The organism is Achromobacter sp. (genome assembly GCF_032102605.1).
Taxonomy (GTDB): Bacteria; Pseudomonadota; Gammaproteobacteria; order Burkholderiales; family Burkholderiaceae_B; genus Achromobacter.
This window is the reverse complement of sequence record NZ_DAMDGT010000005.1, coordinates 389,925-402,226: the sequence shown is the minus strand read 5'-3', so window position 1 is coordinate 402,226 and position 12,302 is coordinate 389,925. Positions and strand designations below refer to the sequence as shown.

General features: G+C 61.1%; 16 protein-coding genes and 1 tRNA gene. 13 read left to right on the top strand and 4 right to left on the bottom strand.

The window, feature by feature from the left end; translation table 11 throughout:
* Positions 1-2 precede the first annotated feature (2 nt).
* A complete protein-coding gene (locus RT614_RS14745; protein WP_313622849.1) occupies positions 3-185 on the top strand; it encodes a hypothetical protein in 183 nt (60 codons plus the stop codon).
* A gap of 11 nt (positions 186-196) precedes the next feature.
* A tRNA-His gene (locus RT614_RS14740) sits at positions 197-272 on the top strand.
* A gap of 15 nt (positions 273-287) precedes the next feature.
* Here RT614_RS14740 and RT614_RS14735 read toward each other — a convergent pair.
* Complete coding sequence (locus RT614_RS14735) at positions 288-419, bottom strand: hypothetical protein (protein WP_313622848.1); 132 nt, start codon at positions 417-419, stop codon at positions 288-290.
* Positions 420-1,283: 864 nt separating this feature from the next.
* Between RT614_RS14735 and RT614_RS14730 the strand changes: the two genes are divergently transcribed.
* Positions 1,284-1,493 (top strand): cold-shock protein, encoded by a 210-nt coding sequence (locus tag RT614_RS14730; RefSeq protein ID WP_313622847.1) that lies wholly within the window; start codon positions 1,284-1,286, stop codon positions 1,491-1,493.
* 499 nt (positions 1,494-1,992) lie between these two features.
* Here RT614_RS14730 and RT614_RS14725 read toward each other — a convergent pair whose 3' ends face one another.
* Entirely contained in the window at positions 1,993-2,199 is a 207-nt protein-coding gene (locus RT614_RS14725) for a cold-shock protein (protein WP_313622846.1), read from the bottom strand.
* A gap of 443 nt (positions 2,200-2,642) precedes the next feature.
* Here RT614_RS14725 and RT614_RS14720 point away from each other — a divergent pair, with 443 nt between their 5' ends.
* Positions 2,643-3,080: a hypothetical protein gene (locus RT614_RS14720; protein WP_313622845.1), complete on the top strand. Its 438-nt coding sequence runs from the start codon at positions 2,643-2,645 to the stop codon at positions 3,078-3,080.
* Positions 3,081-3,158: 78 nt separating this feature from the next.
* Here the strand turns inward: RT614_RS14720 and RT614_RS14715 are convergent, their stop codons facing one another.
* A complete protein-coding gene (locus RT614_RS14715; protein ID WP_313622844.1) occupies positions 3,159-3,425 on the bottom strand; it encodes a hypothetical protein in 267 nt (88 codons plus the stop codon).
* A gap of 247 nt (positions 3,426-3,672) precedes the next feature.
* Here RT614_RS14715 and RT614_RS14710 point away from each other — a divergent pair, with 247 nt between their 5' ends.
* Positions 3,673-5,256: an ArnT family glycosyltransferase gene (locus RT614_RS14710; RefSeq protein WP_409558472.1), complete on the top strand. Its 1,584-nt coding sequence runs from the start codon at positions 3,673-3,675 to the stop codon at positions 5,254-5,256.
* A gap of 124 nt (positions 5,257-5,380) precedes the next feature.
* Here RT614_RS14710 and RT614_RS14705 read toward each other — a convergent pair whose 3' ends face one another.
* Positions 5,381-6,478 carry a S24 family peptidase gene (locus tag RT614_RS14705; protein ID WP_313622843.1) on the bottom strand — a complete coding sequence of 366 codons (1,098 nt, stop codon included), beginning with the start codon at positions 6,476-6,478 and terminating at the stop codon, positions 5,381-5,383.
* A gap of 402 nt (positions 6,479-6,880) precedes the next feature.
* Here RT614_RS14705 and RT614_RS14700 point away from each other — a divergent pair, with 402 nt between their 5' ends.
* The 8 genes from RT614_RS14700 to RT614_RS14665 all read left to right on the top strand — a co-directional run bounded on the left by RT614_RS14700 (position 6,881) and on the right by RT614_RS14665 (position 12,253).
* Positions 6,881-7,717, top strand: coding sequence for a YdaU family protein (locus tag RT614_RS14700; RefSeq protein ID WP_313622842.1), 837 nt, complete (start codon positions 6,881-6,883; stop codon positions 7,715-7,717).
* The gene (locus tag RT614_RS14695) at positions 7,704-8,447 is read left to right on the top strand and encodes a hypothetical protein (protein ID WP_313622841.1); all 744 of its coding nucleotides are present in this window, start codon (positions 7,704-7,706) and stop codon (positions 8,445-8,447) included. The genes RT614_RS14700 and RT614_RS14695 overlap by 14 nt, the downstream gene beginning before the upstream one ends.
* A complete protein-coding gene (locus RT614_RS14690; protein ID WP_313622840.1) occupies positions 8,440-8,796 on the top strand; it encodes a hypothetical protein in 357 nt (118 codons plus the stop codon). Before RT614_RS14695 ends, RT614_RS14690 begins: the two co-directional genes overlap by 8 nt.
* Positions 8,793-9,062 carry a hypothetical protein gene (locus RT614_RS14685; protein WP_313622839.1) on the top strand — a complete coding sequence of 90 codons (270 nt, stop codon included), beginning with the start codon at positions 8,793-8,795 and terminating at the stop codon, positions 9,060-9,062. Before RT614_RS14690 ends, RT614_RS14685 begins: the two co-directional genes overlap by 4 nt.
* A 297-nt stretch (positions 9,063-9,359) precedes the next feature.
* Positions 9,360-9,893 (top strand): LIC_12616 family protein, encoded by a 534-nt coding sequence (locus RT614_RS14680; protein WP_313622838.1) that lies wholly within the window; start codon positions 9,360-9,362, stop codon positions 9,891-9,893.
* Positions 9,894-9,897: 4 nt separating this feature from the next.
* Positions 9,898-11,376: a DUF3383 domain-containing protein gene (locus tag RT614_RS14675; RefSeq protein ID WP_313622837.1), complete on the top strand. Its 1,479-nt coding sequence runs from the start codon at positions 9,898-9,900 to the stop codon at positions 11,374-11,376.
* 9 nt (positions 11,377-11,385) lie between these two features.
* Positions 11,386-11,817, top strand: a complete 432-nt coding sequence (locus RT614_RS14670; protein WP_313622836.1) for a phage tail fiber protein — start codon at positions 11,386-11,388, stop codon at positions 11,815-11,817.
* Between the two features lie 22 nt (positions 11,818-11,839).
* Entirely contained in the window at positions 11,840-12,253 is a 414-nt protein-coding gene (locus RT614_RS14665) for a hypothetical protein (protein WP_313622835.1), read from the top strand.
* Positions 12,254-12,302: the final 49 nt, after the last annotated feature.

Below are 12,302 nucleotides of genomic sequence, written 5' to 3'. Positions count from 1 at the left end.
CCATGCGCAAGAATAGCAAGGCTGTCGTCGCTGGCAAGACCGGTTTTGCGAGGGCGCTTTCGCATCTTCAAAAAAACGTGCTAGAATTCGGCCTCTTCGTTGTTGAGCTTCTTTTGAAAGCAATTTCGAAAGCGAAAGCCGAAAGGCAAAAGCCCAGCAGCGCGGAAACACCGCAAGGTATTTAGCAGTACCAGTGGTGGCTGTAGCTCAGTTGGTAGAGTCCCGGATTGTGATTCCGGTTGTCGTGGGTTCGAGCCCCATCAGCCACCCCAAAGAATTCCCCTACATTACAGGCGCTTAGGCGCCTGTTTTGCTTTCTCGGGGATATCTGGGGAGATCGCCGTTACTAATCGGCTCATCTCCAGATCGTCCTGATCGCCATCCAGCCATTTGGAATAGGTTTTCAGGAACATCTTCACGCTGTGGCCCAACTGCTTCGCGCAGAAGGCCGGCGTTATCCCAGCCATGGGCTGGTGAAAGCCGTCTTTGTCCGGTCTTTCGGCGCACGTCGCACAAGAGCTTCCGCAACCAGGACGCGTCCTGATGCTAGTCCACGTTCGGCCATTGCAAGCCGAATACTTCGGACGTATGCAGGCCGCTCCAGAACCAGAACTGGATCAGGCTGTGGATCTGGCCAGGAAAGCGCTGAGAGCGGCGCTGTTGCAACCGTTTGGCGGTGGTTTTTGCAATACTCGTCGTCGTCCATCTTCCGTTGGGACATCTCACATGGGAAGGTTGGACAGTATGGGCTCAAGCCGTGTTGTCAGTTGCCGCGCTGATAGCTGCAATTGAAATCTCTCGCGCACTAAGCCGCGACGCTCGATGCCGAGACTTGGTTTAGGAAGTGAGGGAGCAAATCGTTTTACTCGAAAGTATTGCGGTCGAGTTGAACACTTCTTGGGAATTTTCCCGTGTTTAAATCTCGAGCCGCACGAATGACGTGGCTCCGCTTTTCTCCGGATGGAGGTTTACCTCATCTGAGAGCAGCTCCACTTTTGAACGTACTCATGCGGGGTCAGATGACCGAGTGAGTTGTGGGGACGATGATGACCCGGAGTACCGCTATCTGCCAGTCGCAATGCGTAGGCGATGCTCTTCGGTAAATCCAGGCGTTCAGGGCGTCCCGCCGGACGCGTGCAACCGTAGGCTCGAGCGCATCGGAGCTCAGAGGGGGTCAAACGATAGGCATCGAGTGTTTCTTTTTGCAACGGTTGTATCTTTGCCCAGGGTATGAGTCCATAGTGCGGGCAGGGACAATTTTCCCTGCACATCAAGGACTTACATTGAAGATTGAAACTGGTATTGTGAAGTGGTTCAACAACGACAAGGGCTTCGGCTTTATCATGCCGGAGCTGGGCGGCAAAGACCTCTTCGCCCATTTCTCTGAAATTCAGGGTGATGGACACAAATCTCTTGAAGAGAACCAGCGTGTATCGTTTGTTGCGGGCCAAGGTCAAAAAGGTCCAATGGCGACGATGATCAAAGCGATTTAAAAATCAAGCTGCTTTGACAGGCAGCTTGATATCAATTTGCGGGGCCGGCTCCTTTGAAACAAGGGATTCGGCCCTTTGGTTTTGGGCAACAGTTTGAATGATCCCCCAAAGAAAAACCCGCAGCGCTCGCTGCGGGTTGTTGAACTTGTCGTGGCGCCGTTTGCCCGCTGGCGAAACTCGCCCACTTCTACAGACCTTCCGGCTGTGTTCATCGGGCGAGTGAGTGTGCGTCTACCATGCAACGTCCGTGATTTATTGCCGTATCGACCGCTATCGCCGGGCTGGCAACGAATCCGCCGGTGGCAAAAAAAGGCACAACGTGCCTTTCCACGGCCTCTTGTTCGTCCATAGCCTCTTCCACGGACACCGTGGCAGTGAACGCCGGCCGGCTGCTCCCGCCGACGGAAACGCGAGAGACCCGTGCCGACAGCCTATAGCCTTTGTAGATAATGTTGTTGTGAGACATGGTCATTCCTTCAGCCAGTTGCCCGGCAGCGATTCAAAGCGTGCGAATTTGAGTCGCATGCGGGCCCTTGGCGCCTTGCGCCGTGACGTAGCTGACACGCTGGTTCTCCATCAGCACCTTGTGACCGCTGTCGCTGATGATCTCTGAGAAATGAGCAAACAGGTCCTTGCCTCCGTCCTCCGGCATGATGAATCCGAAGCCCTTGGCATCGTTGAACCATTTAACAATTCCGGTTTCCATTCTTCTACTCCTTAATTAGCGGGCTTGGCCCGAAATGGAGCTAGTCAAGGAAAGGACAGCGAACAATGAAGCACCTGACAGGGCGCAAAACCGGACGAAAATCGCGATACTCGAAAAGCAGCATGTCCACTATGGAAGCGGGTATCTTCCAAGTCAACCACCGTTTCCAATTGGCACCAGACCCCTCTGCGTGGACATTAGCCATGGTCCACGCAGCACTTACAGCGTGGTGAGCATAAGGTTTTGTGTAACGGTCGTCCTTGATCCCATCCACCCCGCCGGATGTCGCGTACTCTTGGACGATGGTGTTTGAACAAGGGTCACCCGGCCGTATCGCCATATGGAACTGCGACTATGTGCCTAATCCGACTCGATTTTCCTGCGCCATTTTCGGTAGAAACTCGCGTACCGACAAACGCGGCCACGCCTATCGTGGATGCGCCGTGACTGTCGTCAAGAAATCCCTTAGCCGCGTGACAAGTACGATTGCAAGGTTTCTGCCGTCTTCCGCGCCATCCTCTCAAAGCGCCTCGCCGACCGCGACCAGAACGGCGGGTCGCTCCGCCATTTGCGCGCCCTGGCGCATCTACCGTATCTATGCCCGTCCCGGCCAACTCCTTATTCGAAACGAGCAGGGGATAATCCTGGATCTTGGCGTCATGCAAGGACAGATGCCCAATCTGGCATATCGGTTATTCGTTCGCGACTGGTGTGGCACGGGATTCGTAAACCGGACTCACCTGCTCGATGACGTGGCCAGACGCGTCGAGTCGGGCGAAATCGAGGGTGAGCTGCTCGCCTTGGATGAGTGGGCAGAAATGCCCGGCGCGGATTTGGACCGGGGCACACACGTGGATGTGTGTATGAGGATCCCGCGGTGAGCCCTTCTACCTGGCCGGGTGCTTTGGGCTAAGCGAGTAAGCCAGCCGTGCGTTCACACGGCGTCTCGAGGACGGGTGCTAAAACCGCTGATCCTTGTCAAACGGCACCTCTGAATCGCTCGGTCGTTCAAACTTCGCGGTGTCTCCGTTCAAGTCAGCGACGTGAATTTGCGCAAGGCGTGTCGCCTCTTCGATGGCCAGATGCGCGGAGTGGAACCGCTCGTCAATGGCGATGCGTTCCGGAGGCACTCCTGGTATCGGGGATGTCAGGGTGTACGCGATACGCCAGACGGCGTCGTCCAGGACAGGGCGCTCGATCTGAAAGTCCCACTTTGCTTTTTCCATGACTCCTCCAGTCGGTTGATTCATCCTACCGCGCTCGATCCGGCCCTAAAAAGCCGCCTCAGATGGTCTTGTCCGCAGCCCTCATCGAAATTTCATGAGAACTTGACGCGCGCCTTTCCATAATCCTGGATGCAGTGCCATTTCCAAGTTTCTTTTGTCGGACTTTCATGCCTCCCGAATTTCGTCAGCGCCTTCTTCACGGCTTTGCACCCGCAGTAGCTACCAGCGTCGCGCAGGAGGTTCGGCCGTGAGCGTCGATCTGGCGCGCACACCCTATGCGGTTGCACAGGGAAAGCTCTCTTCGACCTGGCCGGTGTTGCTGGGGCTTGGCGTTTGGCTGGCCGCGCTGGCTTGGGCGCGCTGGCTGACCTTGCCGGACGAAGGGCGTTATGCGGGCGTGGCCTGGGAAATGCTGCGTAGTCATTCCCCCATGGTTCCGCTGCTGGACGGCATGCCGTATTTCCACAAGCCGCCGCTGTATTACTGGCTGGCGCAGATCAGCTTTGCGCTCTTTGGCGTGCACGAATTCAGTGCGCGCCTGCCGTCGCTGCTGGGGGCCTGGAGCGCCGGCGCGGGGCTGTACTGGTTCGTGGCTCGCTACCGCAGTGTTGCCCAGGCGCGCTGGGCCGTCGTCATTCTGGCCCTGACTCCGCTGTTCTTTGGCGCGGCGCAGTTTGCCAATATGGACATGCTGGTAGCTAGCATGATCACCCTCTGCGTTTTGGCGGCGGCCGATACGGCCTTGCGGCGCGCCGATGGCAGGCCATTTCGCGCGATGTCGATTGCCACAGGCGTGCTGGCGGCTTTGGCCGTGCTGGCCAAAGGACTGATCGGACTGGCGCTTCCCGGCGCTATCGTGCTGGTGTGGCTGTTACTGCGCCGCGACATGCCCGGCGTGCGCGCCTTGCTTTGGGTGCCGGCGCTGATGGCTTTCGCCGTGGTCGCCGTGCCGTGGTTCTGGTTGATGCAGGCAAAGTTTCCCGGCTTCTTTCATTATTTCTTTGTCTACCAACATTTCGAGCGCTTTGCCCAGAGCGGATTCAACAATGCGCAGCCGGTCTGGTTCTATGTGCCCATCGTGGTCGGCCTTGCGCTGCCGTGGTCGATTTGGGGCGCTGCGATATTTACCCGCGCGTTCTGGCGTGACGCCGATCCGCACGGACTACGCCGGCTGATGGCGATCTGGATTGCCGTCGTGACGGTCTTCTTTTCCATTCCGCAATCCAAACTGATCGGCTACATACTGCCCGTGTTTCCGCCGCTGGCGTTCCTGGTGTGCGAACGCATCGCGCCCGCATGGGCCGCCGGCAAGCGCCGTGGCGCAATCATCGCGGCCCCGATTGCGGCGGTCGTTTGCGTGGTGGCGGTCATTGTCGCGGCAACCAACCCGCGCGGCAGCGTCGGCCCGGCGATGAAGCAACTGCGCGGCGAAATGCGCGCACAGGACGCGCAGGTCGCGCTGCACGCACTGCCGTTTGACCTGGGCTTCTACACCCAGGCGTCGGATCCGGCCTGGATCGTGGACAACTGGCGGGATCCGGCCATCCCCACCCGCGATAACTGGCGCAAGGAACTTTACGACGCGGCGGTGTTTGATCCCGTCGTTGGAAAGCGCGTGCTGGTCCAGGACGAGGACCTGACTGCGCGTCTTTGTGCGGCGAGCGACGGTTCGCGGTTTTGGATCTGGGGCAGGGACGATGACGCCGGACGCTACTCGGCAATCAAAGACGTGCCGCCACGTTTGTCCGGCGAGAAACGCGCGGTCTGGCACCTGGATATCAATACGGAATTCCGGCAACGCCTGTGTGCGGGCAACCGGGCGACCCCTTGACTGCGGGTATCTTTGACGAGGTCAGGCTGCGGGTGTCTTTGACGAGGTCAGGGCAGACCCCTGTTCGTCATGAGACGGCGCCGCGGCCGCCCGGTTGGCAATACGCCGCCTTGAACGCAGCCGGCTAGGCCTTGGCCCACTGTCCGGCTTCGTCGTCGCGCAGGCGGGCGCCTGCCCAGACGATGCGGCCCAGCACGCGCACGGGGGCGCCGTTCTCCAGCGGGATGTCGGCGTGCTGCGGGTTGAAGGATCGCGCAACCCAGTAACCGGTGAGCCTGTCTTTGGCTACCGTCTTCACGATCATCTTGCCGTCGTAGTTGATGGCGTAGACGCCGCCGGACGCCACGTCCTGCAGGGTCAGGCTTTCGTTCGGAACCACCAGCAGCGCGGCGCCGTCGCGAATGACGGGCTCCATGCTGTCGCCTTTCGCATAGACCACCCGGGCTTTTCCATTGCCCGCGCCCACCGATTTCAGGAAGGACTTGCGGAACTGGATCATGCCCGTCTGTTCTTCGGTGTGGTTCTCGATGGGCTCGCCCGCCGCCAGGCGCACGTCGGCCAGCTCGGGGACTTTTTCGAACTTGTCGTTTGCGGCGGGAGGCTCGCCGGCGCCAACATTGGCCACTACGCCGGTCTGGGTGCTGATCCGCACGCGATGCTCGCGCTCTGTCTGGTGCGTGGTCTTGCCGCCTTCCCAGGGAGCCGCGGCCAAGCCGTCGATGCGCATCGGGAACTCGTCTCGGGACAGATACGTCTCCACCAGCGAGTCGCTGCGCAAGACCGTCGCGGCTTGTGACGCGCCTGGGGCAGGATAAACATCGATGCCCAGCTTCAATTGAGCAATCGCCAGGGCCAACGCGCCCTGCAATTTGTTGAGCTGGTCCGGCGCCAATGCGCGCACTTGTTCCTCGGGGATGCCCGGGAATGGCCACGGGGCCGCAGGGATGGCTGGAGCAGGGGCTGCGCTTGCGCCATTGCGCGCCGGCAGCTTCGGGCCCGTGCCGTCGTACAACCATTGCGCATTGACGTGCAGGAGCGGGGCGACCTTAAGGCATGTCGCCATGTCCATTCCGTTGGCGCCGCTGAACCAGTGCGTTGCCGCGCCGGAAGACGCGCCCGCGGCCTTCCATAGGTCTGTCTTGGTCAGGCGTGGCTCGGCCGCGTCCGCCCGGCGGGCGGCCTCGTCGTTGAACGCCTGTGTGATTCGCTTCTGAAAGGTCATCTTAGGATGCTAAACAAATTTGTTCTTAGCTGGCTTGTAATTTAAATCTTAGCATTCTAAGATTTCAGCATGGAAGCACGAAGCAATGATTCCTCTCTTATTGACGCCTTGGGCGGAACGGGCCGGGTAGCCGGCCTGTGTGGGCTGACCCCAGGGGCCGTGTCCCAGTGGCGGACCAATGGCATCCCGAAAGCCTGGCGAGAGTTCCTGCGATTGGCCAGGCCCGACTCGTTCCAGGCATGGGAAACAAACCGACTACGGCCGGACAAGGGCAGGCCGGCATGACGTGCGCGCGCTGCCGCGTCCCCGTCCACACGCCATCCGCACACGCACCCTGCCTACGAGATCGGAATTGAACGCCTCGCTAGGCGTCACGCACGCCGCCAGGATCCTGGAGCACACATGAATTACTACAGCCACAACATCGGCGATTACGCACAGGCGACGACGCATCTCAGCCTGATTGAAGACGCCATCTACAGCCGCCTGCTGCGCCGCTATTACGCGGAAGAGCAGCCCATCATGGACAACATGCCGCAAGTATTCCGGTGGGTAGGCGCGCGCACCGAGGAAGAGAAGGAGGCGACGGCGCAGATCCTCGGCGAGTTCTTCGACTTGCGCGATGGCCACTGGCACAACAAGCGGGCCGACGTGGAGATTGCCGCTTATCGCGTCAAAGCCGAGACCGCCAAAGCCAACGGCAGGCGAGGCGGACGTCCAAGAAAGGACGACCGAACTTCACAACAACCCGGCGGGTTTTCTTTCGGATCCGGCGACGAACCCGATCACAACCCGAACGTAACCGCATCGGAAGCTAACCAGAAAACAAGAACCGGAAACCAGGAAGCAAATGAACACCCCCCAAGCCCCCGCAAACGGGTGACCGGCTTCGATGCATCGACGATCGAACTGCCGAATTGGCTTGACCGCGAGGACTGGATCGTCTGGATTGCAGACCGGAAAGCGCGCAGAAAGCCGGTGACGGAGGAGGGCGCGCGGCGTCAGCTGCAGCAGCTTGCCGCCTACCTGGCCGAAGGACATACGCCTGGCGCCGTAATCGCAAACAGCATTGCGGGCGGATATCAGGGTCTCTTCCCGCCCCGGCCGCAGGGCCGAGCCGGCCACCCGCCCAGCCGAGCGCAACGCCTGGCCGATTGGGCCGACGAGTTGCGGGACGTGCTGGCGGACGATGGGCGCCCTCGCGAAAAATTCATGGGGGCGATCGATGCCGCTCACTGACATCCAGCCCACCACGCTGGGCGCCCTGGTGGTGAACGAAATGTGGCTGATGTACGGCGCCAAGTTCGCGCAGCAATGGCAAGGCCTGACGGCTCGCGAGCTGAAGGACTCCTGGAATCAGAAGCTGGAAGGCCTGGACGAAGCTCAAGTGCGCCGGGGCCTGGTGGCCTGCCTTACGCAAGAGTGGCCGCCAACGTTGCCGCAGTTCATCAAGTTGTGTTGTCCGTGGACGGTTCCCGAAGTGGCATACCACGAGGCGGTGCGCGGCATGTCCGCGCGCAGACGGGGCGAGACCGGCGTCTGGTCGCATCCCGCCGTCTACTGGGCGGCGGTGGGCGTCAGCACCGTCGATCTGCTGGGTTGCACCTATGGGGCGATCAAGGCCCGATGGGAGAAGACGCTGCATGACGAGCTGGCGAAGGGTTTCTGGGCGGATGTTCCGCCTCCACGACCCGCACTTCCAGCGCCCGGTCGCACCCTGGCCACGCGCGCCGAGGCAGAAACGGCGCTAAAGAAAATGGGCGCGGAAAAAATCCTCAGGCAACGCGGACGTCCGCATCGAAGCTGGATTGAAAAGTGGGAAGCGCGAATCGCGCGCGGCGATCACCCGAGCCTGGGCATTGTGGAAATGCTTGAGCGTGCCAAGGGTGAGAGCGTGGAGGCGGCCTGTGACCTTCAGGGCATGCCTTACGGAAAGCAATGCAAACAATGCGAGGTGGCTGATGAATAAATTGACCGGCGACGATCTGATGTGGAACTGGGTACGGTGGACCTGGTCGGGCGCTGCAGTGGGGAACATGCACGTCTACGTGTCCGACGAGGACGACTACCGGCCCATCAACCAACATCACGCCATGGTGGTGGAAGAGATGCATGCCGCGTTGCCCTGGCACGAACGCATGATCGTCATCGCCGAATACCCGCAGAAAAATGCGATGTTCGGCGATCTGACCGCCAGGGCGCGCATCGCAAAGGCGCTGGACTGGATCGCCGATACGACGGGCGTGGTCCTGACTGAAACCGAATACAAGCTGTACCTGGGGCTCTTTCGCGGCCAGGTCGAAAGGAGGTTGGCATGAAGTACGCGCACGAGGTCATGGATCTGATGGCCTGCTACCCCGGCCGGTCGTTCCGGCTGATGGAGCTGGTGCGTCACGTTTCGCATGGGCGGGCGTTGTCAGCGGCGGAGAAGACTCGCTTGCAAAGGGGAATCCAGCGGGCCATGGATGCGCTGCAGGATACGGGGAGCGTGGTTATTCAGGAGCCTGAACAGGGCGGCCATGGAAGAAGCTATGCATGGCGTGTGACGGTGCCGTCACAAGAGCCCGCCTTTCACGTCACGTGATCGGTCACAATGGGCCCGGGGCATTGCGCCCCAAGCAAACGAAGCCCCGGCAACGCGCCGGGGATTTTGTTTTTTACGACGCGTTGCGTTGGTTTGACGTTCGCGGCAGCTGTCAGGCAGCAGCCGGCATCACGTGTGACGGTACCGTCACAAGACCGCGACTTTCCGGTCACGCAATCGGTCACAATGGGTCCGGGGCATTGCGCCCCAAACAAACGAAGCCCCGGCCACGCGCCGGGGCTTTTGCTTTTGGGCGCATCGCCTTGGCTTTCACTTCTTCGGCAGGAGTCCCGCTTCATGGGCGTTCAGCTAAGCATTACTGAAGATCAACTGGTCGAGGACCTGGTCACGTTCTTCACAACCCTGGTGGACTGCGAAGTGATTCGCGGCCGCTCAGACGGGATGCCCAGCCCCCAGCGCGAGTGCATTGTCATTACCCCCATGGTCGCGCGTGGGCTGTCGTTGCCTGTCTCGTCCTATGCCGATCCGTCGCCTGCGACAGGGACGCTGACCATGACGCAGGCCACGCAGTGGACTGCCCGAGTCGAGGCCTGCGGCGCGCGCGCCCACGACCTGGCGTTGATCTTGTCCATCGCCCTACGCAGCCAGTACGGGTGCGAGTTCCTGGAACGGCTGGGTCGCATGCAGCCGCTGGAGACAGGCGAACTCGGCCAACTTTCCCTGGACGGCGCAGAGAACGAAAACTTCGAACGGTGGGCGTTCGACGCCGTCCTGCAGTTCAACCCTTCCATCACCGTGCCGCAGCAGTTTGCGGACCAACTTCACGTGGGCCTCATCGAGGTCGACACCACCTACCCTACGGGAGCTTAATGCTATGTCTATTCCCGCCAGTGAAATCGTCCAGGTCGTCCCGGGCGTGATCGCAGCCGGCGGATCGGCGCTGGATTTGAACGGCCTGATCCTCACCCACGATACGGCCGTCCCCATCGGCGCCGTCCAGAGTTTCGCGACCGCGCGCGATGTGCAGCGCTTCTTCGGTCCCACGTCGACCGAGGCCTCGCTGGCCGACGTGTACTTCAATGGCTTCGACAACTCGACCCGCAAGCCGGGCAACCTGCTGTTCGCGCAGTACCCCGCGACGCCTGTTGCCGCGTACCTGCGCGGCGGCTCGATGGCCGCGGTGACACTTACCCAGTTGCAGGCGCTGTCCGGCGTCCTGACGGTCAGCGTTGACGGCGTGGCCAAGACGTCCGGCAACATCGACCTGTCGACGGCGACGAGCTTTTCGAACGCCGCTACGATCATCCAGTCGGCATTCACCACCCTGGGCGCGACCTGCACCTATGACGCACAACGCGCCGCCTTCGTGATCGCTTCCGCGACGGAAGGCGAGGCCAGCACGATGTCGTTCGGCAGCGGCACGATCGCGTCGGGCCTGAAGCTGACGCAGGCGACCGCCGCCGTGCTGTCGCAAGGCGCGGCAGCGGGTGCGCCCGCCGTGGCCATGGGCCAGATCACCGACCTGACCCAGAACTGGGCGGCGTTCATGACAACCTTCGAGCCCGATACGGCTGGCAAGGTGGAGTTCTCGGCATGGACGAATGCGCAAGGCGACCGCTACGTCTACGTTGGCTGGGACACCGACGCCACGGCCACGCAGCAGGGCAACACGTCCAATTGGGCCGCCATTGTCAGCGCGAACGAATACTCGGGCTCGGTGCCGGTCTATCAGGACGTGCGGCATGCGGCGTTTGTCCTGGGCGCCATCGCGTCGCTGGACTTCGAACGCACGAACGGCCGCGCCACCCTGGCATTCAAGGGGCAATCCGGCCTGGCGTATTCGGTGACGGACGCCACGACCGCCCAGACGCTGATCGACAACGGCTACAACTTCTATGGCGACTACGCCACCAGCAATGACCGTTTCCGGTTCTTCTACCCAGGTCAGGTCGGCGGAAACTGGAAGTGGGTCGACACCTACGTCAACCAGATCTGGCTGAACGCGGCGTTCCAGCAGGCGCTGATGTCGCTGCTGACCCAGGTGAACTCCATCCCCTACAACACCGAAGGCTACACGCTGATCGACGCCGCGTGCCTGGATCCGATCAACGCCGCGGTCAACTTCGGCGCCATCCGCGCCGGCGTGACGCTGTCGAACCAGCAGAAGGCCCAGGTCAACAACATGGCCGGCGTGGACATCTCGGACACGCTCCAGACCCGCGGCTGGTATCTGCAGATCAAGGACGCGACGCCGCAGGTGCGAGAAGCCCGCGGCACGCCACCCATGACGTTCTGGTACCTGGACGGCGGTTCCGTCCAGCAGATCACCCTGGCCTCGCTGGCCATTCTTTAAGGAGTCAACATGGCGACTTTGACCAGTGCCAATTCCGTTCTGATGCTTGCCGTGGGCGGGATTTTCCCGGTGCCGCAGAAGATCGAGGGCTACGCTTCCGACAATGCATTCGCCTTCGAGGCGGCCAGCCCCGCTCAGGTAACCATGGGCGTGGACGGCCGGATGTCGGCCAGCTACGTGCCGGTTCCCCGGATTCAAACCATCTCGATCCAGCCTGATTCGCCGTCCATGCGCATCTTCGAAATCTGGATGGCGGCCAGCGAAGCGGCCCGGGAAGTGTTCTATGCGAACGGGACTCTCAACGTTCCCTCGATCGATCGCAAGTACACGCTGACCCGAGGCGTGCTGACGCAGATTCCCCCGGCGCCGAGCGCCAAGGCCCTTCTCCAACCCATGGCGTTCCAGATCACCTGGCAAAACGTCTCCCCCGCATTGGTGTGACATGGCAAGAAAGCAGATCACCGTGACCATCGCCGCCGAAGGGCGCGACAAGGGGAAGGTTTTCGTCCTGACGGAACTGTCCGCCTACGACGCGGAGGACTGGGCCGGTCGTGCCTTGTTCGCGCTGATGAACGCCGGCGTTGAGATTCCGGCCAATATCGCCGAGGCGGGGTTGGCCGGCGTGGCGGCTATGGGCATCAAGGCCATCGCCAAGCTGCCCTTTGATAGCGCCAAGCCGCTGCTGGACAAGATGATGGACTGCGTGCAGATCCAGCCAAGTCCGGAGGTGACGCGAGACCTGATCGCGGGCGACATCGAGGAGGTGGCGACCTTGCTCACGCTTCGCCAGAAAGTCCTGGGCTTGCACATGGATTTTTTTACGGCCGCCACCCCATCGACTTCGGGCTCCAGGTCTCCCGTGGCGGCCCGCGCCTGATTCATTACGCCAACATTCCGCGGAATGTTGGCGTAGTGATTTCCCGGCA